We start from the raw sequence: 24314 nt of genomic DNA, 5'->3' as shown, positions 1-24314 counted from the left end.
TTGTCACTAGTCAGTGGGAACGCAACTTGACCGACGTTCGTTCCAGAGACCTTGTTCGCGACCATTGTTTCTTGATTACCCGACCGCCATGTTTGCCTGAACGACCCGCGACAGCCGTGTTGCGTCGGCGTAAGGAAGCGCGACGTAGCGCGCCTTCATCTCTGCGGCGATTTTTTCCGCCTGGGGCTGCGGCCGCGGCGAGGTGTCGACGACGACGGCCGGGATGCCGGTGACGCAAAATTGCCGCGCAGCTTCATAGGCCTCGATTTCGGCACCAGCGCGGCCTCCGCAGCCATCGCGCGCCACGTTGGCCCTGCCGTCCGTCATAAGCACCACCAGCGGCGACTGACCTTTGTTGCGCACCGCGACCGCAAGCGTGGTTGCCGAGTCGATAGCCGCCGCCAGCGGCGTTCCGCCGCCGCCAGCGAGCGCGGCAAGACTGCGCCTGACCCGGGTCAGCGACCGCGTCGGTGGCAGGATCAACTGTGCCGTTCGGCCACGGAATGCGATCAATGCGACCTCGTCCCGGCGTATGTAGCAATCGGCCAACAGCAATTCGACCGCGCCCTTCACTTCGGCCAGCCGCTGCAGTGCCGAAGACCCGGACGCGTCAACGACGAATATCGTCGAGCTCGCGCTACGCTGCTTGAAGCGCTTGATGCGGAAATCCTCTTTGCGGATCAACAGGCGGGCTACGCTGCCCGCTTCGCCGGCCCGTCGCAGCGGTTGCCAAGGCGCTGCCGCGCGCAGCGTTTCCAGCAGATTCAGCTGGTTGCCGGCGCCGAACTCGCCGCGGCGGACGCCGATTGCACGGCCCCGTCGCGGGCCAGCTTTGGAAAGGCCCTGCTTTCCCGCGCGCATCGTGCGAGGTCGTTGCAGGCTGCCGCCCTGCAATTGCTTGAAAAGATTGGGTGGAATGGCGGCCTTTGCTGCCTCGAGAACCAGGTCCTCAATGGGCACCTCGGGATCCTGCCTGTCGTCAATCGTCTCAGGATCTTGGTCGCGCGACATCTCAGCATCCTGCTCGGGTGATGCAGGCAGCGCCGTGGCTCGAGGGGACAGCACCAGGCGTGCGGCGAGCTCCAGATGGTCCCGCCGCACGATTTCGTCGTCGTCGAATGCTGCCGCAGCAACCGCCACGCGGAGCGCCAATAACGGCGCACGGAGCGATGCGATGCCGAGCGAGCCAGCCGCGTGGCAGAGCGCCTCCACGGCGTCGGCCTCGACGTCCACGCGCGGCAAGCGCCGCCGCGCTGCAATCACATTGTCGACGTCGTATTCTTCAGAAGTGACATCCGGCCTGGAGAGCGACTGAAGATCGAGCTGGAAGGCTAATCGGTCGGACAACGCGGCGGACGCGCGTTCATCGTCGAGACCTTCATCGAACGCGACGAGGCCAAAGCGCGACGGGCTTCGCCGCGACATGCCATCGCGTTCGAGGTCGATCTGGCGGCGATCGATTGCAGCGATCAGATGCGCTACCGTCGCAGAAGAAAGCCGCTCTGCCATGACGGCCAGCAGGACCCCACCATCGGCATCGGCCAACAGCCCGCGTTGGACCACAGGACGCCGCGCGTGCAAGGTCGCCGCGAGATCGAGGCCGCCGAGCAGCCGTTCGTCGGAAATTGCGGGCGGCAATTTCCGGAACGAGACGGCCGACGGAAAGCAACTTCGCAAGACGGCGAGCCAGCCGTCCCTTACGGGACCCGGGCCCGCGCGGACACAAATGCCACCAGTACCGAGCGGATCGACGGCGAACAAGGCAGCCGCAGTCATCGCGTCAGACCAGCTTTGCGCGCCGCGGCTCATGTGGCGAAACATTCGGCGAGCGCGCGCTCCACGCGCGCGCCTGCGCCGGATTCGTCGAACGAATTGTGGCGCATTCGATGACGCAATGCGGCCGGCGCGACGCGCTTGAGATGATCTTCATTGACCGCCTTCGCGCCTTCAAGCGCGGCAACCGCGCGCGCGGCACGCATGAGTGTCAATTCGCCGCGCAGGCCGTCAGTACCAAGCGAGATACAAAGCTTTGCGGCTCCGACAAGCATGCCATCTGACACCCCAACCGCGTCCAGCCTTTCGCGAGCCGACCGGATCTTCTTGCGCAATTTCGTCTCTTCCCTGGCCCATTGCGCGACGAAGCCGGCCGAATCTGTCTCGAACGCATTCCGCCGTTTGACGACATCGATTCGGGTCGCCAAATCGGTCGGCGTCTTCACCTCGACTGACAGGCCGAACCGATCCAGCAATTGCGGGCGCAGCTCGCCCTCCTCTGGATTACCTGTGCCGACGAGCACGATCCTGGCCGGATGCCGGATACTGAGACCATCGCGCTCGACAACATTTTCGCCTGATGCGGCCACATCGAGCAGCAGATCGACCAGGTGATCCTCCAACAGGTTCACCTCGTCGATGTAAAGGAAACCGCGATTGGCACGCGCCAGCAGTCCCGGCTCGAAGGTCTTTTCGCCATGTGCGAGCGCTCGCTCGAGGTCGAGGGCGCCAACGAGCCGGTCCTCAGTTGCCCCGAGCGGCAGGTCGACGACGGGCACCGCAACGCGATGAGACTTCAGCTTCCCGTTGCAGGCAAGCAGCCGGCAATCATCGCACCAGGACGATGGACTGGCGGGATCGCAGTTGTAGCGGCAGCACACCACGGCTTGCATCCTCGGCAAGAGCGCTGCGAGAGCACGCATCGCAGTCGACTTCCCCGATCCACGGTCGCCAAAGGCGAGAACGCCGCCGATCCGCGGATCCACGGCCGCGATCAACAAGGCGAGCTTCATCTCGTCCTGACCGACAATGGCGGAGAACGGAAAAATTCTCGTTGCCGCGGACGTCTGCGTCAGCCGCTTAATCGATACCGACTGGGTAAGAGCTCGGGCGGATGGAGGCGACGACGTCCCTGCGTTTACGCTCGGGATGGAGTCGAAATCTGCGCACACGTCGCTCTGGGGGCTTCGTCCCAACACGAGATCGACCCTTTTGTAAATCTAGGTTGACGTTAAATTTCATTGACAGTTTTGTCAACTCGCATCATGCTTGATCATGCACAACGGCGTCATGATTGGATCAGGCGATGACGGGTTGAAGCCGCATCCGTGGCGGACCATCGTGCTTGGGGAGGTTCACGCCCGCCCCTTTAATCCCCTCACGACACCCTTGCGATTGCTGCATTTCGCTTTCGATACGGGCGGTGAGCGCGCTGCGGCCGATCGCGACCAGCTTGCGGCTTTCTGCCAATCGCGGGGGCTTCCGCCTCCCTCGCAACGAGACAAGCATTTCAGAGTGAGCTTGGGCGGCGCAGAGCTTAGATGGGAGCAGCACTCCGAGTTCACCACTTACACCTGGGAGCTTCCGGGCGACAGCAGATCCGGTGTTTTTCATCCCCCTGCATCGTCGATCGCGGCTCCAATGCGAGCGGTTCGTCAGCCCGGACCCGTGCTCGTCGCTGTCGATCTACACGTGATGAAAGATCGCGGCGACACCGATATTCTATCCCAGGTCTTCGACACGAGCAGCCTGGCAGCAGCGGAGACGTTGGACGACTACGCGCTCTACGCAACCGACTTCAAGGTCAACGCCGAGGGCTTTCTGCGTATCCTTGTTCTCAACCGTAGCATGAGCCCCGAACAGACCGGATCCACCGTCCAGCATTTGCTGGACATCGAAACCTATCGCACGCTTGCGCTGCTGGGGCTCCCGGAAGCCCAGCGACTTTCCCCCTCGATCAGCAGAGCGGAGCATCGTCTGGCCGAGGTCACCGCACGAATGAGCCGGGCCAAGGATTTGAACGACAACAGCCAGATGCTGGATGAACTGACGCTGCTGGCGGCGGACGTCGAAGCCGGAGCGGCAGCGAGCCTGTTCAGATTCGGCGCCAGTCGCGCCTACGAAGAAATCGTGACGCAGCGGCTTCAAATCCTGGGCGAGCGGAAGCTCGCCGGCTTTCCAACCTGGTCTTCCTTCCTTGCACGACGCATGACGCCCGCAATGCGGACCTGCATGTCCACCTCCGCGCGTCAATCGGACCTGTCGCTTCGGCTCGCGCGAGCGGCCAATCTGCTGCGGACCCGAGTCGATGTCGAGCTGGAGCACCAGAATCAGCAACTTCTGAAGTCGATGAACGCACGCACGCGGCTACAGCTGCAATTGCAAACCACAGTAGAAGGCCTCTCGGTCGCTGCAATTACCTATTACATCACGGGGCTCCTCAGCTACCTAGCCAAGGCTGGGTACGAAGGCGGCTGGATCAAGCTCGACCCGAATGTCGCCGTGGCCGGGCTAATTCCCGTGGTTGCGCTCGCGATCTGGCTGATTCTGCACCGCATCCGCCGTCGACACATCCTCGAGCGCGTTCAAGAGTGAGCAGCGAACTAAGAACCAGACGCGTGGATCCGGACACTCGAGAAAAATCTCTATGAAGCTGTACTACGCCGAAACGGTGATGCCGAGGTTAGCGTGCGCGGTGGCACAATATGTCGGCGCTCCTGTCGAATACATCTTTTTAGATCTGACCGCCGGGGAGCATCGCCGCCCTTCCTATCGTATGCTGAATCCGCAGGGTAACGTCCCCTTCTTTGTCGAGGGCCCAGTCACGCTTTGGGAAGCTGACGCAATCTGCTGCTATTTGGCCTCTGAGTTCGCGCCGGAGCTATGGCCCGCTCACAAGGTCCATGAAATTGTCCAATGGCTCTCCTGGAATGCGCGATGTTTCACCCACGCGGGCGCCGCGCTTTACTTTGAAAATTCGGTCAAGCCTCAGCTGTTACACGGCTGTCCGGATCAGTCAGTAGTCGAAAGATCCGCTCGTTCTTTCCGAGAGTACTCTTCACTATTGGAAAATCACTTGAGATCGAAAAACTTCGTCCTAGGCCGAGAGCTTACGTATTGCGACTTCTCCATCGCGACGATGCTTCCCTACGCTGCAGCAGCTCAGCTTCCTCTAGACGAGTTTCCGCACATTCAGAATTGGTATCATCAGGTTGCGAGTCTCCATGCCTGGCAGCATCCATTCCCGCAATGAGATCTGGACAGGAAGGTGACGAGTAACGTGATCCACATCAATCTGCCGACTGTTGTCAGGGGCGCTCGGCCTTCTGATCATCGCGGTCATTCACCCAGCTCGACGGAACGCCGGGTAACTAATTAGATTCGGTGCTCCCTATGATGAGCGACAAGGAGCTTAGTTACACGTGAGAGGCTTCGACCTTTTCTCTGCTATTGCTTCGTCACCCGGAGGAGGCGCCTCAGTTCAGCCCTCGAGATCGGCCGCTCGCTGGATCAAGCCGGACGCAATGTTGGGGTCCTGGGTCGTCGTCTTTGCCTTTCGCAGCGACGACGCTGCTGCCTCGCGGACGAAGTAGGTGAAATGCGACACATGCACGAATGCCAAAGACGTTGCGCGAGGGTTCCTAGCCTATTGCGTCGCTGTTCGTTCCGATGCTGGAACAAACCGGCTGTGTGCACTTTGTAACGGTTAATAAGCAGCAGGGGTAAGGCATGGCGACGGAACTCCCGATCATTCTCGTCATCGAAGACGAGGAAGCCATCCAAATCATCGTTGAGGATGCCCTGTCCGAAGGCGGGTTCCACATTGAAACCGTGAAGACGGGCGAGGAAGCGATTACGCTCTTGAAGAGCGGCCTCAGGCAGTATCGGGCTGTTGTGACCGACGTCAACTTGCTAGGCCGCCTCGATGGTTGGGACATCGCAAGAGCTGCCCGTGAGATCGACCCGCATTTTCCCGTGGTTTACATGACCGGCGGGGCCGCAGATAAGTGGCCTGTACTCGGCGTACCAAACAGCATTCTGCTTCAGAAACCGTTCGCGCCTGCGCAAGTGGTTGCCGCTGTTTCCCAGCTCTTGAACACGGGCTCGCAGCAGACGGGACCCGTCTAAGGTTTCGCGATCCGTGCCCGCGTCGGTTCTCCTCATAGAAGATGAAGCTCTTATCCGAATGATGTTGGCCGAGATGATCGAAGAGGCGGGGCATTCGGTCGTTGCGGAAGCGGGCGACCTCAAGAAGGGCACTGCCCTTGCAACTCACGCGGACTTCGACCTCGCCATACTAGATATAAACCTAGGCGGCGACACGATTGAGCCGATCGCCTCGCAGATTGCAGGTCGAGGCAAGCCGTTCTTCTTTGTTAGCGGGTATGGGTCATCGGGAGTGCCGGTTGCATTCCAAGGGACCCCTGTGTTGAGAAAGCCCTGCTTGGTTGGCGAATTGCAGTCAGCGATTGATGCCGCGCTGTCGCGGCTGCCTCAGCGGCAAAACTGCCCGCCGTGAACTCAGCCATTGCCCGCTTCGGAGAGCAGCCGGTACGTGGTTAGAAGGTCCAGGGCCAGGTCGATCGAGCAGCACGCGCGTTCCAACCCGTCAATGGTTTCATCTGGCGGTGATATGCATGTCGCTCAGTGAAATGGGGCGATCGGTCCAGTCCAAGCCCAACGCCGCGCAGCACCTACCGACACGCTCAGCTTTTAGCCAGTTCAATCCTGCGCATTGCTGCAGGAGAATTGTTGCACGGCTCAAAGTGTGCATCCTGTCACCCACGAACGTTAACCATATAAAGTATAAGAGCTCCCGGAGCTGGCGCTCAGCGAGGATCGCACTACATAATCCGCTATCGCAATCCTTGCGAAGGCGGCCGCCGCTGGTGTTGGAAGCACCAACGACGGCCTAACCACAACCGACTCTAAGGAAGTCAGTCATGGCTAAGCGCAACTATAGCCCCGATTCGGGGCAGAACTCCCACAACTCTGTTTCGATGACCGGCACGGATTTCCACGTGCCGGGCGGTACGATGTCGACCGCGATCGGCAACCCGGCGCCCGAGCCGGGCGGTGCCCTGAGCACGAAGGCCAAGCCCTCCACCATCGTCACCTCGATCAACTAAGATCGGATTGATCGGCCTAGCCGGCTCGCAAAAGCCGGCGCGATCCGTCTTCGATCCTGTTGGCGGTCGCCATCGCGTCGCGGTGGCGAACGTCTCCGTATGTCCATACGGCTTACGGTCGATGACGTGATCGCGATTGGCTTGGTCACCGATCCCTCTCGCAGAGAAGGGATTTTGTCATGTCGTTTTTCCGCGCTTCGGCTTCCATGATGGAAGCCACATCCACCCTCATCCACCGTAGCGGCTCCGATATCCTCGGCGTGCGGGAAGCAATCGACGACCTCACGGGTCTCACGGTGACCGCGTTCCCCATGACGATGGTTCGGGACATCATCCCGGCCCGCGCCATGATGACGGCGGCCTACGTGCTCTCCGGCTTGCACTCGAACCGCCGCCGCATCTATTTGGGCGAATCGAGCCGGATCGGGCGCAGGCTGTACGATCACAGCTGTGATCCGAGCAAGGGCTTCGCCGTCGAGGTCTTTGTAATCACCAAGTGTGGCCTCGACCCGCTCGACAAGACGGCGGCTTTGTATCTTCAGGCCCACCTCACGCGTGTGGCCGAAGATGCAGGCGTTGTCACGGTTCAAAAGGGCACGGGCGCGCAGGCGATCGACCCCTCTCTGCGTCACGCGACCACCTATTTCAAGATGGCCAAGATCGCGGAACGCCTCTTGTTCGATGCTGGCTGCGTTGCGTTTCAGAACCACCCGATGGCCCCGAACACGGCGCTGGAGGACTTGAGCGAGCCGCTCACCTCGATCTCTGAGGAAGACGCTGTTCCCATCGAGATCGGCGTCCTCGCCCGGCCCGCCGGCACCGAAGAGTATCAGCTCGCGTACGGCGACCTCTGGTCCCGCGGCTGCTATGCGGACGCCGGCTTCGTCGTCACGGCGGGCTCGGAGGTGCGCCGAGACACCAACCCGAGCGTTAACCCGATCCTCCACGCCCGCCGGGAGGAGCTGCTGGATGCCGGCGTGCTTGCCGATATTCCGGGCCTCAGGGATCGCCAGCGCCTGACGGTCTCGGTCTGGTTTCCCTCGCCGACCATCGCCGCGAGGGTGGTGACGGGCGCCAACGTCGCCAGCAACAAGTGGGTGCCGATTACCGACCCGGGTCCGTTCGTCCTGGGCACCTAACATGGCGAGCACGCCTGCGAACTTCACGTCCTTGCCGGTGTCGGAGCATTTGCTCCGGCACCGCGATCCCGTTGCGATCACCAATTCGAGCAGCGTCCGGTCGCACGTGGCCAACGAGTTCGCCCAGTCCCATTCGGGGCGAGCGGCAGCCATCGCCGCCGACGGGACGGGTAACGTCTCGCCGGTCGGCGCCAAGCCGTCGTCGACGGCATGGCCGTTTTACCGGAAAGACGCCTCTGCGCTCGCTTGGTGGCGAACGTTGCCCCGCGAAATGCTTCGCGAGGCGGACAATCTCGTGCTGCACGCCACCCTCGGCCAGATCAGCCTCATGCGCCCCGGTAACGGCCACATGATGCCCTTGATCGGCAATCCGGCGGCCGCGATCGCCGAGGCCTTCGACTTGGTGCCGATTGCGGAGGCGACGCTCGAAGTCGACATCGTCATGAGCTCGTTGATGGTCAGCGCGTTGAGCGGCGATATCGCGGCAGCCCTGGTCCTGTCTTACGGCATTCGGCACACCCGCCTCGATCATCCTTTTGCGGTCGAACTCTCGGCGTCCTGGCTCGCGGAGAATGATCGGCGACTGTCGTGTGGCCCCATTAAGGGTACGAAGACGGAGCGCTTGCCCGTCCCGCACATGGAAGACGATACGTCGGCAATTGAAGTGGATCCGGCCTAATGAAGATCCAGATCTTGTCCGATCTCCAGGCCGGTGTACACCCGATCAAGCCCATCATAATCGCGCCCAACCTCGGGGTTGTGATCGCGGCTGACCATGCCAAGGACGCCGCGATCCGCGCCTTCGAGCGCCAGCGCCGCACCATCCCGCTGCACGTCCCGATCCCGATGATGCTCGGCAAATACGATTGCGACCGCAGTGGCTTCAAAGACGAAGTGGGCCTCGGATCTCGGCCCGCAAATACCATGGTGGTCGAAGTCGGATGAGCAGCACCGGCGACAAGAATGATGATTTCGACTTGCCGACGGTCGAAAGCGATGACGTGCTGACGGGCGCGGCCGCAGATTCGGCCGATTCCGAAGATCAGCTGAAAGGGTTGCCCCGTGTTTTGCGGTACGCAAAGCTGATCGGGGACCACGCCAGCCACATCGAAAAACGCCTCATCGCCGAAATTCACGAACTTTGCCCGGACCTCGTGATGAACGTTGGATCGGACGTTCCGCTCGAAGTTGACGCGGGGCTTGCGCTTGCGACCGAGCTCGATCGTCGCGCGGTGAAAGATAACGATCCGAATCTGCGCAGCTTGTCAGATTCTGTCCGATTGCTGTGCTTGCCCGCGCCCCGCGAGGGCCTTCACTCCAAGCACTACTTTCGGGTCGCAAAGGCGCTGCTGCTGGCCTTCGAGAATATTCGCAGTCGCGATGATCGGCTGTGCTGCGAAATCGAGCGGTTCGTCTTTGGTTGGGCGGCTCTGCCAACTTGCGCGCATATGGTCGTCGAACACGAATCCGCCGCTGCGAATGCGCTTCGCCTCGGCTCCCGCATGGTGGACTATCGTATCGCTGCCGCATGGAAAGAGGGTTTTGAGTCCCAGAAGGAAGCGCTGCGCTCGGCCACGAATGCCGCACAGAAAGACGCGGAGCCTTTGCCTCGAAACGCATCCGACGACGACAATTTGCCTCCGGATCATGTGATCGTCGCTCGTCTGAGCGCCGACGAGATGAAGAACTTCCGAGTGAAGGAGCTTCTCGGGCCGCTGAAAAACGTCGTCAACGTGCCGCTGCCCCTCGTCACGGTGCCGCCGTTGCATGAAGTGCGCCACAAACTGCTGCTCGAGTTTCCCTACGCAGAACGCGTCATCGACTTGGTCCTGTCTGATCTTGTCGGCCGCCGTGTCGTTCAGCTCCGTCCGATTATCCTGGTCGGCGAACCAGGCGGAGGCAAATCTCGATTTGCTCGCTGCATAGGCCAGGCTCTGGGTCTGCACGTCTGGCGAACGGATTGCTCTCGGGCAGACGCGGCATTTGCGGGTACCGACCGGCGCTGGCATACCGCTGAGCCCTGTCACCCCTTTCTCGCGATCGTCCGAAGCAAGACTGCGAACCCCATGGTGCTGCTGGACGAGCTTGAAAAGGCGCCGTCCAGCTCGAACCTGTCGGTGGGACGCTTGTGGGATTGCCTACTGAGCTTCACCGAGGCCGAAACGAGCGCGCGCTATCCCGATCCGGCATTGCAGATCAATGTCGATTTGTCCCGACTTTCCTTCATCGCGACCGTCAACAATCTGGATCCGCTGCCGGGCCCGATCCGGGACCGGTTCGTGGTCGTGAAGTTCCCCAAGCCAGCCGCCGAGGACCTGGACGCCTTGTTGCCGGCCGTGATGACCGACCTCGCCAAGGAGCGCGGGCTCGATGAACGCTGGATACGGCCTCTCAACGAGACCGAACACACGGCGGTTGCCCGACTTTGGCAGGGCGGCTCCGTGCGCCGGCTGCGCCGCATCGTCGAGGTCATCCTGCGCGAACGCGATCTGAGTGCCACGAGGAACTAATATGAGCCGTGAAGCCAACGAGAACCCCGCTGCCCACCGAAAACCGCCGCTTCCGCGGCTGCCGCGATTGCCGGGGATAACCCCGCCCTCGCCTCCGGATCATGCCGGAAACAAAGATACACTCACGCCTCACCATCAAAGGACCCATCTCGTGAGCGACCCCCAGATCACCTGCACGAAGTGCGGAACTGAGATCAAGCTGACGGAGTCCCTCGCGGCGCCCCTGATCGTAGCCGCGCGCGAGCAGTTTGAGGCGCAGCTTGCGGCCAAGGAATCCGAGTTCAGCCGCCGCGAGGCACAGCTCCAGCAAACGAAAGCCGAGCTCGCGAAGACCCGTGAGACCGTCGACGAGCAGATCGCGGCCAGGATGGCAGTCGAACGCACCGTCATCGCCGAGGCCGAGGCTAAGAGAGCCCGCTTGGCGCTGGCTGATGATCTCTGCCGTCGGGATCAACAGCTTGCCGACCTGCAGCACCTGCTCGCCGCGAACGACGCCAAGCTTGCCGAAGCTCAACAGGCTCAGGCCGAGATGCTCCGCAAGCAGCGTGAACTCGACGTCGCCAAGCGCGAGGTCGAGCTGACCATTGAGAAGAAAGTGCAGGAGAACCTCGTTGCGGTGCGCGACAAAGCGCGGCTCGAGGCTGAAGACGCGCTCAAGGCGAAGGTCGCCGAGAAGGAGGCCCAGCTCGCGGGCATGCAGCGTCAAATCGAAGATCTGCGCCGCAAGGCGGGCCAGGGGTCGCAGCAGCTTCAGGGTGAATCGCTCGAAGCAGAGCTCGAGTCCCTGCTCCGGGCCCGCTTTCACGGCGACCTGATCGAGCCGGTGCCCAAGGGCGAGTTCGGCGGCGACGTGGTGCACGGCGTGGTTTCCGCCAGCGGCCAGCGCTGCGGCACCATTCTGTGGGAATTGAAGCGGACGAAGGCCTGGAATCCGGCATGGCTCAGCAAATTGCGGGATGACCAGCGCGCAGCGAAAGCGGAGCTCGCGCTGATCGTCTCAACCGTTCTGCCGAAGGACGTCGAGGGTTTCGATCTGGTCGAAAACGTCTGGGTGGCAGGGCCGCGCTTTGCAATTCCCCTCGCTGTCGCACTTCGGCAGCTGCTGATCGACGTCGCCACAAGCCGCCAGGCACAGGAAGGTCAGCAGACCAAGACCGAGATCGTGTACAGCTACCTGACCGGTCCGCGCTTTCGTCACCGCATCGAGGCCATTGTCGAGAAGTTCACCGACATGCAGAAGGACCTCGATCGCAAGCGCGCCACCATGTCGCGCCTTTGGGCCAAGCGCGAGGAGCAGCTCAGGGGCGTGCTGGAATCGACTGCCGGCTTGTACGGGGACATCCAGGGCATCGCCGGCCGCGCGATGCAGGAGATCGAGAGCTTGGATGTGCTGATGATCGAGTCGAGGGGCGAGGCTGCGGAATAGCCGTTAGAAACGGCCGGAACAGGGTTGGTACTGGTGCGCCAGAATGCTTCTGGTGCCCAGGAAAGGATTGCGAAAGATCGCCCACTCGCCATTGATTTTACAGTATAATTTTCTTCCCGCCTAGACCTTGTTACACAGTGAAGTTCCCTGACAGTGCTGACGGAACTTAGGATGCATCCGAGTTATCCTAAAGGCTCGTTGCCTCTATCCATCTGAAGAGAAAGAGCCCTTGGCGCGGGTTGGGCTACAAAGTAGCATCGATCTGGGAGCGAAACCTTGGGCGGTGGGGAACGTATGACGCTAGCGACAGCGCTTGTTACAGCGAAGCCGCGCGAGAAGTCTGGCCCCCGGACAGGCGCAAGGTATGCTTTTCAGGTGCACGTTTGTTTAGCCAAAGTTCTAGATTGGCATGTAGCGGGCTCCGATTATCGCGCTGTCTTCGATCATTTCGATGACCTCGCGGTTATCACAGGCCCCGATGACCCCGATGACCCCGATAAGATCGCATTCTTCCAGATCAAGGGCAATCAGTCAGGGCCATGGACCGCTGCCAAACTCGCCAAAAAGGAAGGCGAGAGCCCCTGCACGCCGGTTGGCAAAATGTATCATCACACGACCATTTTTGGATCGGCCGTTACGCGCTGCACGTTCCTAACAAACGCATCTTTCAACTTCACGCTGGCGGACGGCACCAAAACTAGCAGCGACCATCGAAACATTGCGCATGCGAACCTTGGTCAAAAGGACAGCGAAGTGATTGCCAAGGCACTCGATCTCGATTTTGCGCCGCCCCGATCACCTAACGAGAGCATCGTGCTGCACTACGAGCGCACTGACGTGCCCGTGACGGGTTATGACACGATGGTGAAGGGCAAGTTGGTCGAGATGCTCGAAAACACAGACGGACTGGCCATTAGCGCTTTATATCGAACTCTCGTTGAGGAAGTTACAGCGCGAACCAATGACGCGACGGAATACAGTAGCATTGAAGATATATATGCTCGGAAGGCGCTGTCTCGGAAAAATCTGGCAGACGTTATTTCTGCTGCTGAGAATAGACGGGGCATTCTCGATAGCTGGTCCATCATTGAAGATGAACTCAAGGATGCTGGCCGCTCGATCGCATTTCGAGTTAGGCTGAAGACGCAGACAATTACCCATCTTCGCGGCTGTACAAATCGCAGTGCCAGATCGGTGACGCTCGCCGAAATAGTAAACAAACCTCTCGCGACAATCGGAAATGCCCTGGTGGAATGTGACAAGCTGCTGCCGGTCGTCGAGACGGTCAAAGCTCAGTTACAGATGTCCGAGCTGTCTAGTTATGACGCAATCGAAATTGATGCCGCCATATTGGTCGAATTGTTTGAGGCCATGAATGGAAAATAAACGGCGCGGGCTGGGACTGCGACGATTGCTGTTGAATATTGGTGGGGGCAAGCGGCGTGCGCACGATGAGGTTCAAGAGAGTCTTTCTTCTATCGCAAGAAGAGCGACGAGCCTTCACGATGGAGTTCAGTCCGGGCGCAACAGTGCTGGCGGCGGGAAACGGCTTCGGAAAGTCGGCCCTGATAAAGAGCCTCTATGATACTTTTGGCGCCGACCCGCATCGGATCGACGAAAGTTGGCGTAAGGCGCATGCTATTTCCGCAGTCGATTTCGAAGTAGCTGGCAAGGCATATACCGCCATGAAGATCGCGGGCACCTACATGGTGTTCGACGCTACCGGGCAGAAGATCCTCCAGACGACCTCGGTGACGCGGGAGCTATCGCCTTTTATGGCCGACCTTCTCGATTTTCGACTCCTAATGACCGACAAGCGCGAGCAGGTGCTTATCCCACCGCCGGCTTACGCATTCGCCCCTTTTTGTATCGATCAAGATAAGAGCTGGTCCGAACCATGGAAGCCTTTTCGTGGGATGTATCTTCCGAATTCAGCCGCAAGTCTCGCCGAGTATCACTCCGGCCTTAAACCCAACGCCTATTACGTTGCGAGGGCTGAGAGGGATCGACTAGCCGTCGAACTTTAAGAAGCGCAAGCAAAGCTTCAAGGGTTCCGAGATGCACTGGAGCAAATTCGTTCCGTGCAACCCGAAACGGGAATTTATTTCAACCTGAAGGATTTCGAGGCTGAAACGAACAGTCTCTTGGCCGAGTGCTCGGAGCTTCTCGACCGACAAAATTCCCACCGGGCAAAATTATCAGAATTGATTGATACTCGCGCATTGTGGACGACACAGATAGACATCGCAAAAGCGGCCCTCGCGGAACTTGATGAGGTATTCAAGAGCGCAATTGGGCACCTTGCTGACGTTGAATGCCCCACATGCGGAGAACACTACACAAACGATATCGCTGAACGATTCGGCATTGCGGCAGACACCGAAGCTCTGATCGGCATCCTCCACCAAGCTAAAGAACAAAAGGACGAGCTTCAGAAGCAAATCGACGCCGCTCAAAGGGAGCTGGGCGATGTCGAGACTGCGCTTTCCCGTGTTAGGGCGATTCTCTCAACCCGTAAGAATGATGTCAGCCTGGAAGAGGTGATGGCTGCGGAGGGCCGCAATGCGGCAAGCCGTGTGCTGCGAGAGCGCGTGACCGAAATTGAAAGCAAGGTGGGAGCACTTAGCGCCCGTATCGAGGAGCTTAAGCTTGCGATGCGGAAATCACTCGACCGTAAGAGGTCTGCCGCGATTACCGATTTCTTCTTCAGTCGCCTCACAGGCTTTTCGATGAGCCTCGATGTGAGGGTGGAGAGCTCTAAGTCAGGTTCAATCGCGAATGCGCATTTAGCTCGTGGCAGTGAAGGGCCGCGCGGTCTCACCGCCTATTTCTACGCTTTCTTGCACACGGCCAAGGAATTTGGATCGTCGACATTTTGTCCGATCGTGATCGATGCCCCGAATCAGCAAGGACAAGACGGACAGCATCTGCCCGCGATTATCTCATTCCTTGTCAAAAAGCGCCCTGAGAACGCGCAACTGATACTTGGCGTAGAAGATGCGGTTGGCATCACAGCCGATGACGCGGATATCGTCGGCGTGGGGGTCCAGAAACGCCAGCTACTTGACGACAATCAGTTTGCAACTGTTAGCGAACATTTGCGGCCCTATCTTGCGCAGCTGGTTCTCTAGGCGACGCACCGCCATAGCGTTCTGTGCCGCTTGATGCCGCGCGATGAGAGACCCGGGCGAGAACTGTGCAGGGGTGCAAAATCTCAGAGTTCACCTCGTGGCGTCGGCTGCGAGCTTTCCTCCATGGCCCCTCCAATTTCTGAGGCATCATTCAGCACCACGATCAATGCACCCATCACCGCGCATCGCCCGCGCATTATGATGCTTCAGTCCGACGCTGCCTGAGTCGATTTGACTCACGCGGCGCCTCTTGTCGGCCGATTCCTCTGAAAAATATGGTGACAACGCTCGTTGACTAAGTTGTTCTACCGGGCAGTGCCCCGGCTCCCTACTGCTATCGGGCCGCGGCTGCGCAGAGCAAGAGAAGTACCGCTAATTCTATGCCCGGACAAGCGGCGCAACGCTACGTCAACTAAGGAGTCGCCTCCCGTTTGGGCCGACCCGCTCTCCTCGGCGTCGACGCCATCCGTTCGAAATCCAGCCCTTCGAACATCGACCAGTCGATCTCCTTGGGCAGTTCGAAATTCGCCAACTCCTGGCACTGCTTGCGGCGCAACTCGGCGCGTGTGCCGTAGCCGGCATGAGGGTCGCTTGCGCGGTGACCCATCTGAAGCCGGGTCGTCGTGGTGTCGACATCCTCCTCGATCAGCATGTCCTTGCCGCCGTGCCGGAGCGACTGGCCGACCTCGATATTCATGCCAGCGGCGCCGCCACGCCTCAGGAGCTTGTTGATCCGGTCAGACGCCGTATCAGAAGGATCCTTGCAGGTCTGCAGCAAGCGAAAGAGGAAATTGTCACCCTGCTCGATCGCCCAGTCCACGAAGCCCCATTTGCGGAAGGCGCTGTGGAGAACGAAGAAGCGAAGGCTTTCGTCGGTCTTGTAGGGAACGCGCCGATAGATGCCGTCCGTCTTGTCGAACACGATCCCGTTGACGCGGATAATGTCCACCCCGTGCTTCGTCCCGAAATCGCTGCCGCGGATCCACGGCAGGATGCCGATCCGGCGCGTCGAGAGCAGACACAGCGGACCCAGCATGGCGTCATCCAGATAGCCCGAGTCCACGCCCAGCCGGAACACGCGGTTCAGCGTCTCATAATCGATGCTCTCACGCTTGACCGAAGGCTTGGCATTATCGGGCCATCGCACGCGGAAGCCCTGGAAAGGGTCGCGCAAACGGTGAAGGCCGGTTGCAGCGTGGATGATGGCGCGCACGATCTGCACGTAGCCATCCTGCATCGTCTTCAGCGCGATCGGCTCGTAGCAACGGTCCTTCTTGTTCTTGGCGATCGCCGCAGGGATGCCCATGGCGAGCAGCTCTTCGGTCTGATCGCCTTTCTGCGAGAATTGCAGCGGCAGGTATTGGAGCTCGTTGACGTAGTTCTGCAGGTCGATCGGCATGTACGCATGGAGAGGCCGGTCACCCACGAGGGTCTTGAAGACATGGGTACGCCAGCGGGCCGTGCTGATCGTACCGTCGGACGCACCACCGTTCTTGCGGATCGTGATGTATTCGTCCTCGATCTGGCTGAAGAGCGGAGACGGCCCAACGGCCTCGTGCTGGGCGGGAAGTGGGGCCGCTGGGTCGGGCGGGACCACGCGGCGATCAACCGCTTCTGAAACGGCCGCGTGGATCGCTGAAGGCGGGTGGATCGTTACGCCCTGCTGGAGAAGCGCAAGCTGCCGATCGGCAACCTCCGCCAGCTTGCCAATGGCCTCGGCGAGGGGTTCGCGAACCTGGGGCAACCCTTCACCGGCGCGCCAGCGGTCCCAAACGTCCTTCCGGAGCAGGTCGGCCCGTGCGGTCACGGTGGGGTGGCCTGCGTCCCCCTTCTTGACCTCCTGCTCGATCGCCACCGCCTCTTGAATAGAGGCGAGGTCGCGCATGGAGGCCGGCGAGAACACCGGCGACGGCGCAGGCCTCTCCAGTTTCGCGGCGGCCTCGTTGAGGAAGGCCATCATGTTCGCAAAGAACTCCTCGGGGCTGTCGCCCTTCGGGAAGCCGACCTCGCTCGGCGGAAATTCGCTGTACGCGTAACCTTCCACGTGCCGCCTCCACTCCCCAAACCCGGCCTGGGCCAGGGTCCCCAGCCAGGCGGCGCGGCGGTGCGCCTCCCTCTTGGGCAGCACGCCGAGCCTCACCCGGATAGGAGCGCATGGGATGCCGTCACCCGCAAGATCGCGGGGTGGCCGGATCTGGAAGAAATACGTGGAAAGCCGGCGAACAACGTAGGTCGGCGCGCCTCGCCGGCGGCTGCTGCGGCCTCTCTTCGGTTCGGCATGACCGTGGACTACTTGATGGACTACCTCGGGGGATACACGCTTCGGCACTTGCACACTCACGCAAGCCGGACACGCGATTTTTCTAGGTTTTCTGCGAGCAGAAAGTGGCGGATAGGATTTCGAAACTGGCGGAGAGGGAGGGATTCGAACCCCCGATAGGCTTGCACCTATGCCGCATTTCGAGTGCGGTGCATTCAACCACTCTGCCACCTCTCCTGAAGGCGCCATGTAGAGGCAGGGGCCCCTGTGGTTGGGGGCGTTCATAAGCGAGGATGGCGGGCCGGGCAAGGCGCGAAAGGGGAAAATCGGGGGGTTGTTTTGCCACCCGCACCAGAATCCCAGTTCCGACAGCCGCGCTCTCTCCGCTCCCTCCCCCCTTGTGGGGGAGGGACAGGGAGGGGGGTGCCACACGGGGATTCTCTCCGTCGCACCGCGACGTCGACAACCGACACCTTTTGCTGTGCTACCCCCTCTCCCTAACCCTCCCCCACAAGGGGGGAGGGAACGCACCTTTTTCCGGGTGCGAGTCTCATTCCCATCATGCTTGAAAAAACGGGTGGGACCGCCAGACGCGGTAAACACTGGCGGTCCCGTGCCGCTTCAATCGAAATGCTGGCCAGGAAGGGCGGCTTCGCAGGCCTGCTTGACGCGACGGCTCGACCCTAGCGTGCGGCTGCCGCGCCGCAACGCAATCCGGTCCTTAACCTAACCGGTCAAGGTTACCCTGGAGCCCCCGGGGGGACCGAAACCCCTCACCCGAATTGCGCCGGACGATGCTTCGCATCGCCGGGAGCAATTCGACCTCTCCCTGCGGGAGAGGTGAAGGGCCGCCGCAGCCGGCGATTCGACCTTCCGTCGCTTCAGTCGCCCTTGCTCTTTTTCTTGCCGTTCTCCTGGGAATCCCGGTCCTTGCCGTTGTGCCGGTTGGTGAAGCGGGCGTTGCCGAGGCCGGTGCCGATGGTGAGCACGCCCCAGCGATCGACGTCCTGCATGAACGGCACCTCGGAGAGGCCCTGAACCACGCCGTCATTGTGCATCAGGATCGCGGTGTCGTGCTCGCCGATGGCAGGGATGCCCTCGATCAGGCTCGCCGGCAGGTTGAACTTGCTGCTCTCCCAATTGCCCGGCAGGTTCTGCGCGCCTTTCTCGATGGAGCCGTCCGCGTTGATGACGCCGGGACAGGCGATGCCGATGAAGGGCGCGAGCTTGAAGCCGTCTTTCTCGGCCTCGCCGATCAGCCCCTTCAGCATCTTGGTGAGCCGCTTCACCGCGCCTTCGCGCGTCGGCTCGTCGTCGGCGTGCCGCCACAGCTCCGACTTCACCACCTTGGCCTTGGAGAGGTCCTTGGCCTTCTTCCAGCCTGTTTCCACCAGGCCGCAGCGGATGTTGGTGCCGCCGATATCGACCGCGAGGATGCTGTCATAGGCCTCGAAAATCCACGACGGCGCCAGATGCAGCGCGCCGATCAGGCCGGCCTCATCAGGATGGTGCCGGATCGGCACCAGATCGATCTTGAAGTCTTCGGCCTTGAGGATGATGTCGGTGCGCGCGATCGCGAGCTCGCCGAGCCGGGAATCGCGAAAGCCGCCGCCGACCACGATGCGCTCGGTCTTGGCCCAGGCCTTGGTCTTGAGGAAACGCCGCGTGACATAAGCGAGCTCCTGGGCGAAATCCTCGATGGCGCTGTGCACCACGGCGGAGGCCTCGACGTCGTCGCTGACCAGGATCGCGTCCAGCGTCTTCTTGCTGATGTTCTCCGACGGCTCCTTGCCGAACGGGTCCTCGCCCGTCTTGCGCAGCGGCTTGCGCCAGCGGTCAAGGATCTCGCGGAACGCGCCCTTGCTGGCGCGGTCGCCGAGAAAACCGTCCTCGTCCTTCATCTCGATGTTGAAGCTGTCGATGTCGACCGACGGCAGCCGCTCGGCGCCGTGATGGGCGATGCCCGTCGTCTTGACCAGTTCGTCCGTTGCCATGGATGCCCTTGCCCGAATGCCAGATTGCGGGGACAACGGTGCGGGAACCCGTTGGTTGCAATGCGGGCCGAGATTCAGCTGCGGGGCCGGAAATGGCCCAAATCCTTCGAATCCGGGCGCTTTTCGCCCGCTTTTCCTTGACTCTTCGGCGCTCGCGGCTATAAGTCCGCACAACCGGCGCGGGGCGTTTCTCGCGCCGCATGTTTTTGCGTGGGTTTTCAAGGGGATAATCTCCGCCCGCACAAAGCTCGCAAGTAACCCATAGCGACTGATCAAAAAGCCGACCCCTGACTGATGTCTGGAGGCCGGGATTGAACACGGAGAAAAAACGATGTTCGCAGTCATCAAAACCGGCGGCAAGCAATACCGCGTCGTGCCGGATGATGTTCTCGAAGTAGGCAAGATCGAAGGCGAAGTCGGCTCGATCGTGCAGTTGAATGACGTTCTGGTGCTTGGCGGCGACACGCCGGTGCTCGGCGTTCCGACGGTGGCCGGCGCCTCCGTTGCGGTCGAGGTGCTCGACCACAAGCGCGGACCCAAGGTCATCGCGTTCAAGAAGCGCCGCCGCAAGAATTCGCGCCGCAAGCGCGGCTATCGCGACGAGATCACGGTGCTCCGCATCTCCGAGATCCTGGCCGACGGCGCCAAGCCCACCAAGGGCCCGCGTCCGAAGAAGGACAAGGTTGCCAAGGCGCCCGCAGCGGAAGCTGCCGAGTAACGCAAGACCGATCACGCCCATTCACGAATTGAGGCGTGAGACGTTTTGAAATGATTCCGTCAAGGAATTGACCTAGAGATATTCAGGATTTCGGAGACGAGCCATGGCTCACAAAAAAGCAGGCGGTTCATCGCGCAACGGTCGCGATTCAAAGGGTAAGCGCCTTGGCATCAAGGTGTTCGGCGGGGAGCGCGTGATTCCCGGCAACATCATTGCGCGTCAGCGCGGCACCACCTGGCATCCCGGCCTCAACGTCGGCATGGGCACGGACCACACTCTGTTCGCCAAGATCGAGGGTCGTGTCGAATTCCAGGCCAAAGCCAACGGACGCACCTTCGTAGCGGTACTCCCGCTTGCAGAGGCTGCTGAATAGACGGTGGATCATTTGGAGTCCGCCGGGTCCTTGACCGAACCGGCGGAGTCCAGAGATCTCAAGAGATCGAAGGCTCCAGGGGAGGCGGGGAAACCGGCCTCCCCTTTTCGTTTGTCGTGTTCACTTTTTGACTTGGTGACTTTGACGGAGCCGGACATGTTGCAGGACTTTTCGAGCGCGACCTTAGCCGAGGCGAGACCCAGCGTCGTCGCCACCGAACGGCTGACCTTGCGGCGGCCGACCCTTGCCGACGCCAACGCCATCGCCCGCCTCGCCAACGACCGCCGTGTCGCGGAGAACACCCGCCGCCTCCCCCATCCCTATGCGCAGGACGACGCCGTCGCCTTCATCCGCGCCACGTCAGCGGTCGGAGCCGAGACCGTGTTCCTGATCGAGCACGACTCTGGCCCAATCGGCATGGTCGGCATCGACTGCACCACGCCCGACAATGCCGAGCTCGGCTATTGGCTCGGCGTCGAGCATTGGGGCCGGGGCTTTGCCACCGAGGCCGCGCGCGGCGCGATCGATTTCTTCTTCGAGGAGTTCGAGGACGATCATCTCTATGCGGGCGCGCGCGTCACCAATCCGGCCTCGCGCAACGTGCTGGAGAAGTGCGGCTTCCAATGGAGCGGCGTGCAGTTGCATCGCTTCCTGGCGCTGGGCTCCTCGACGCCGGTCGACTGCTTCCGCTTGTCCCGCGGGGTGTGGTCGTCGCTGAAGAGCTGGAGCAGTGCGCGGCGGGTGAGGTAGGGCGCGGCGGCATACACAACCGTCATCCCGGGGCGCGACGAAGTCGCGAGCCCGGGATCCATAATCCCAGGACGGAGTGTGGGGCAAAATGCCCACTCCGAGTCTTCGCAAAATGACCGCCTGTGGGTATGGGTCCCGGGCTCGCGCGTTGCGCGCCCCGGGACGACGACGGAGCTACACCGGCGGTGTCACCTCTTCGCTCGCCCGCCCCAGATCGCGCTCGCGCAAGTAAATGTAGAACCCGGCGCCGATGATGATCACCGCGCCGATGAGGGTGGCGAGCTGCGGCACGTCGCCGAACACGACGAAGCCGAAGATCACGGCCCAGACGATCATCGAATATTGGTAGGGCACCACCACGCTCGCCGGCGCGAGCTTGAGCGAGCGGTTGACGCAGAACAGCGCCGTCACCGAGATGCATCCGGCCAGCGCGAAGAACACCAGGCTGCCTGGCGTCGGCGGCACCCAGTGGAAGGCCGACAGCACCGCGCCGAGCGAGAACGTGCCGATGAATTGCGAGGACGCCATCACGATGTCGGGCGTCTTGCGCAGGCTGCGGGTGATCAGCATCAGGGTTGCGAAGGAGAGGCTGCCGCCGAGCGCGATCAGCGCCGGCAGGCTCACCATCTGCGCCGAGGGGCGCAGCGCGATCAGCACGCCGCAGAAGCCGATCAGGATCGCGGTCCAGCGCCGCCAGCCGACCTTCTCGCCGAGAAAGATCGCCGACATCGCCGTGACGAAGATCGGACCGGCGAGATAATAGGTGATGACGTCGGCGAGCGGCAGATGCACGGTCGCCAGGAAGAAGGCGGCGACCTCCAGCGTCGACAGCACCACGCGGATGAGCTGAAGAAGCGGCCGCTCCAGATGCAGGAACAGATGACGCTGCCGCCAGATCATCGGCGACAGCAGCAGCAGCGCGGCGCAGGCGCGCAGGAACAGGAGCTGCCCCACCGAATAGGTCCCGACCAGGAATTTGCCCGTGGCGTCGCCGAACGAGAACATGAAGATCGACAGCACCATGAGGCCGATGCCGGCGAGGCGCGCCGAGCGGTCGTCATAGGCGGAGAGGTTCTTGAAGAGGGGCATTACCACGAGCTGAGTTTGGGGCTCGTCATTGCGAGCGCAGCGAAGCAATCCAGACTGCCTCCGCAGCGGCAGTCTGGATTGCTTCGTCGCAAGAGCTCCTCGCAATGACGGCGGAGAGAGCGGCGGAAAGCGACGATCAAGTTGCTTGCGGCCGTTTTAATGGCGTGGACGCGCAGGACAAGCCCGCGCAAGCCGAATTGAACGGATTGTCGCACTCCTCGCGGCGCGGTAGCGATAGGCGTCTCGCAAGAAAGAGCCAGAGAAAGAGCCAAGAGAAAGAGCCAGACATGACCGACTTCGACCCGGCCCGGCACCGCATGATATCCGCGCAACGCTGGTTTGAGGATTTCGTGGTCGGCGAACGCTTCGTGCTGCCGAGCCGCACCCAGACTACGGCGGTGTTCGCGGCGTTCCAGACCGCGAGCGGCGACACCCATCCGGTGCATTATGATGTCGAATATTGCCGCGCCCGCGGCATGCCGCATCTGCTGGCGCACGGCTTCCAGACGCTGATCCACACCGCGCCGGGCGCCGGCCTGTTTCCGTTCATGGTCGAGGAGTCGCTGGTCGGTTTCCTGGAGCAGTCGAGCCGGTTCCTCAAACCGGTCTACGCCGACGACACGATCTATCCGGCGCTCGAGGTCACCGAGCTGGTGCCGGGCCGCACCACCGGCGTCGTGACGCTGACGAGCACGGTGTTCAACCAGCGCAAGGAGCTGGTGCTGGAAGGCACACAGAAATTCCTGATCCGGCGCCGGCCGGCTGGTTAAGCAAGGACCGAAAATCGCTGAAATTTCGGCCGATTTGCGGGTCTATCCGGGTTGCCGCGCCAGCCCGGCTGGCCTACCTATGGCCCATGAAATTCCTCGACGAAGCAAAGGTCTATATCCGCTCCGGTGACGGCGGGAACGGCTGCGTGGCGTTCCGCCGCGAGAAGTTCATCGAGTTCGGCGGTCCCTCCGGCGGCAATGGCGGCCGCGGCGGCAACGTCATCATCGAGGTCGCGGACGGCCTCAACACGCTGATCGACTACCGCTACCAGCAGCACTTCAAGGCCCAGAAGGGCGAGAACGGCTCCGGCTCGGACCGCCACGGCGCCAACGGCAAGAACATCGTGCTGAAGGTGCCCCTGGGCACGCAGATCTTCGACGAAGATCGCGAGACCTTGATCCACGACTTCACCGATGTCGGCGAGAAGTTCGTGCTGGCCGAGGGCGGCAATGGCGGCTTCGGCAACGCGCATTTCAAGACCTCGACCAACCGCGCGCCGCGCAACGCCAATCCCGGCCAGGTCGGCGAGGAGCGCTGGATCTGGCTGCGGCTGAAGCTGATCGCGGACGCCGGCCTCGTCGGCATGCCCAATGCCGGCAAGTCGACCTTCCTCTCCAAGGTCAGCGCCGCCAAGCCGAAGATTGCGGACTATCCCTTCACCACGCTGCATCCGCAGCTCGGCGTCGTGAACGTCGACGGCCGCGAATTCGTGCTCGCCGACATTCCCGGCCTGATCGAAGGCGCGCATGAAGGCACCGGCCTCGGCGACCGCTTCCTCGGCCATGTCGAGCGCTGCCGCGTGCTGCTACATCTGGTCGACGCGACCTGCGAGCATGCCGGCAAGGCCTACAAGACGGTCCGCAAGGAGCTCGATGCCTATGGCGGCCTGCTCACCGACAAGATCGAGATCGTCGCGCTCAACAAGATCGACGCGGTCGAGCCGGACGAGTTGAAGAAGCAGAAGGACCGCCTGAAGCGCGCCGCCAAGAAGACGCCGCTGCTGCTGTCAGGCGCGACGGGCCAGGGCGTCAAGGAAGCGCTCCGCGCGCTGGTCGAGGTGATCGGCGAAAGCCCTGTTTCCGCCAAGGCCAAGAGCGCGGCCGAAGCGGAGCCGTGGTCGGCCTGAATGTCGTCCCGGCCTAGTGCGCAATTGCGCACGGGGGCCGGGACCCATAACCACCGAACGCGATTTGGCGAAGATTGGTCATTGTCGTCTTGCACCATAACTTCTTCTGAGGAGTATGGGTCCCG

At 61.5% G+C, this 24314-nt stretch carries 23 protein-coding genes and 1 tRNA gene; 18 read left to right on the top strand and 6 right to left on the bottom strand.

Annotation, left to right across the window (positions count from 1 at the left end; genetic code table 11):
• Positions 1-75 precede the first annotated feature (75 nt).
• The gene (locus XH91_RS02605) at positions 76-1821 is read right to left on the bottom strand and encodes a magnesium chelatase subunit D (protein WP_430648530.1); all 1746 of its coding nucleotides are present in this window, start codon (positions 1819-1821) and stop codon (positions 76-78) included.
• Positions 1806-2786, bottom strand: coding sequence for a magnesium chelatase ATPase subunit I (gene bchI, locus XH91_RS02600; RefSeq protein ID WP_206733213.1), 981 nt, complete (start codon positions 2784-2786; stop codon positions 1806-1808). The genes XH91_RS02605 and bchI overlap by 16 nt, the downstream gene beginning before the upstream one ends.
• 262 nt (positions 2787-3048) lie before the next feature.
• Here bchI and XH91_RS02595 point away from each other — a divergent pair, with 262 nt between their 5' ends.
• The 13 genes from XH91_RS02595 (at position 3049) to XH91_RS02530 (ending at position 15108) form a co-directional block, all read left to right on the top strand.
• Complete coding sequence (locus XH91_RS02595; RefSeq protein WP_128954689.1) at positions 3049-4368, top strand: DUF3422 family protein; 1320 nt, start codon at positions 3049-3051, stop codon at positions 4366-4368.
• A 52-nt stretch (positions 4369-4420) separates the two neighbouring features.
• Positions 4421-5026, top strand: coding sequence for a glutathione S-transferase family protein (locus XH91_RS02590; protein ID WP_128949138.1), 606 nt, complete (start codon positions 4421-4423; stop codon positions 5024-5026).
• Between the two features lie 476 nt (positions 5027-5502).
• The gene (locus XH91_RS02580) at positions 5503-5901 is read left to right on the top strand and encodes a response regulator (protein ID WP_128949137.1); all 399 of its coding nucleotides are present in this window, start codon (positions 5503-5505) and stop codon (positions 5899-5901) included.
• A gap of 58 nt (positions 5902-5959) precedes the next feature.
• Complete coding sequence (locus tag XH91_RS02575) at positions 5960-6292, top strand: response regulator (RefSeq protein ID WP_245470888.1); 333 nt, start codon at positions 5960-5962, stop codon at positions 6290-6292.
• A gap of 424 nt (positions 6293-6716) precedes the next feature.
• On the top strand, positions 6717-6902 hold the full coding sequence (locus XH91_RS02570) for a hypothetical protein (protein ID WP_128949135.1): 186 nt from the start codon (positions 6717-6719) through the stop codon (positions 6900-6902).
• Between the two features lie 179 nt (positions 6903-7081).
• Positions 7082-8041, top strand: a complete 960-nt coding sequence (locus tag XH91_RS02565) for a DUF4357 domain-containing protein (protein ID WP_128949134.1) — start codon at positions 7082-7084, stop codon at positions 8039-8041.
• 31 nt (positions 8042-8072) lie between these two features.
• Positions 8073-8720 (top strand): hypothetical protein, encoded by a 648-nt coding sequence (locus XH91_RS02560; RefSeq protein WP_128949133.1) that lies wholly within the window; start codon positions 8073-8075, stop codon positions 8718-8720.
• Entirely contained in the window at positions 8720-8986 is a 267-nt protein-coding gene (locus XH91_RS02555) for a hypothetical protein (protein WP_128949132.1), read from the top strand. The genes XH91_RS02560 and XH91_RS02555 overlap by 1 nt, the downstream gene beginning before the upstream one ends.
• Positions 8983-10551, top strand: a complete 1569-nt coding sequence (locus XH91_RS02550; protein ID WP_128949131.1) for an AAA family ATPase — start codon at positions 8983-8985, stop codon at positions 10549-10551. Before XH91_RS02555 ends, XH91_RS02550 begins: the two co-directional genes overlap by 4 nt.
• A gap of 151 nt (positions 10552-10702) precedes the next feature.
• Positions 10703-11977 carry a DUF2130 domain-containing protein gene (locus XH91_RS02545; RefSeq protein ID WP_128949130.1) on the top strand — a complete coding sequence of 425 codons (1275 nt, stop codon included), beginning with the start codon at positions 10703-10705 and terminating at the stop codon, positions 11975-11977.
• 294 nt (positions 11978-12271) lie between these two features.
• Positions 12272-13363: a dsDNA nuclease domain-containing protein gene (locus tag XH91_RS02540; protein ID WP_128949129.1), complete on the top strand. Its 1092-nt coding sequence runs from the start codon at positions 12272-12274 to the stop codon at positions 13361-13363.
• Between the two features lie 119 nt (positions 13364-13482).
• On the top strand, positions 13483-14004 hold the full coding sequence (locus tag XH91_RS02535; protein WP_128949128.1) for an ATP-binding protein: 522 nt from the start codon (positions 13483-13485) through the stop codon (positions 14002-14004).
• Between the two features lie 54 nt (positions 14005-14058).
• A complete protein-coding gene (locus XH91_RS02530) occupies positions 14059-15108 on the top strand; it encodes a coiled-coil domain-containing protein (protein ID WP_128949127.1) in 1050 nt (349 codons plus the stop codon).
• 412 nt (positions 15109-15520) lie between these two features.
• Here the strand turns inward: XH91_RS02530 and XH91_RS02525 are convergent, their stop codons facing one another.
• The 3 genes from XH91_RS02525 to XH91_RS02510 all read right to left on the bottom strand — a co-directional run bounded on the left by XH91_RS02525 (position 15521) and on the right by XH91_RS02510 (position 19362).
• Positions 15521-17236, bottom strand: coding sequence for a site-specific integrase (locus XH91_RS02525; protein ID WP_128949126.1), 1716 nt, complete (start codon positions 17234-17236; stop codon positions 15521-15523).
• Between the two features lie 279 nt (positions 17237-17515).
• Positions 17516-17605, bottom strand: a tRNA-Ser gene (locus XH91_RS02520).
• A gap of 644 nt (positions 17606-18249) precedes the next feature.
• On the bottom strand, positions 18250-19362 hold the full coding sequence (locus XH91_RS02510; RefSeq protein WP_128949124.1) for an ROK family protein: 1113 nt from the start codon (positions 19360-19362) through the stop codon (positions 18250-18252).
• Positions 19363-19693: 331 nt separating this feature from the next.
• Here XH91_RS02510 and rplU point away from each other — a divergent pair, with 331 nt between their 5' ends.
• From rplU to XH91_RS02495, 3 genes are all read left to right on the top strand, one after another.
• The gene (rplU, locus tag XH91_RS02505) at positions 19694-20080 is read left to right on the top strand and encodes a 50S ribosomal protein L21 (RefSeq protein ID WP_128949123.1); all 387 of its coding nucleotides are present in this window, start codon (positions 19694-19696) and stop codon (positions 20078-20080) included.
• A 103-nt stretch (positions 20081-20183) separates the two neighbouring features.
• Positions 20184-20453 (top strand): 50S ribosomal protein L27, encoded by a 270-nt coding sequence (rpmA, locus tag XH91_RS02500; protein ID WP_092234086.1) that lies wholly within the window; start codon positions 20184-20186, stop codon positions 20451-20453.
• A 156-nt stretch (positions 20454-20609) separates the two neighbouring features.
• Complete coding sequence (locus XH91_RS02495) at positions 20610-21203, top strand: GNAT family N-acetyltransferase (protein WP_164934276.1); 594 nt, start codon at positions 20610-20612, stop codon at positions 21201-21203.
• Between the two features lie 174 nt (positions 21204-21377).
• Here XH91_RS02495 and XH91_RS02490 read toward each other — a convergent pair whose 3' ends face one another.
• Complete coding sequence (locus XH91_RS02490; protein WP_128949122.1) at positions 21378-22292, bottom strand: DMT family transporter; 915 nt, start codon at positions 22290-22292, stop codon at positions 21378-21380.
• Positions 22293-22579: 287 nt separating this feature from the next.
• Here XH91_RS02490 and XH91_RS02485 point away from each other — a divergent pair, with 287 nt between their 5' ends.
• Positions 22580-23062 (top strand): MaoC family dehydratase, encoded by a 483-nt coding sequence (locus tag XH91_RS02485; RefSeq protein ID WP_164934277.1) that lies wholly within the window; start codon positions 22580-22582, stop codon positions 23060-23062.
• Positions 23063-23148: 86 nt separating this feature from the next.
• The gene (obgE, locus tag XH91_RS02480; protein ID WP_128949120.1) at positions 23149-24189 is read left to right on the top strand and encodes a GTPase ObgE; all 1041 of its coding nucleotides are present in this window, start codon (positions 23149-23151) and stop codon (positions 24187-24189) included.
• The last annotated feature ends 125 nt before the right edge of the window (positions 24190-24314 follow it).

This window comes from Bradyrhizobium guangzhouense (assembly GCF_004114955.1).
GTDB lineage: Bacteria > Pseudomonadota > Alphaproteobacteria > Rhizobiales > Xanthobacteraceae > Bradyrhizobium > Bradyrhizobium guangzhouense.
The sequence above is the reverse complement of the archived record's forward strand: the minus strand, read 5'-3'. Positions and strand labels throughout refer to the sequence as shown.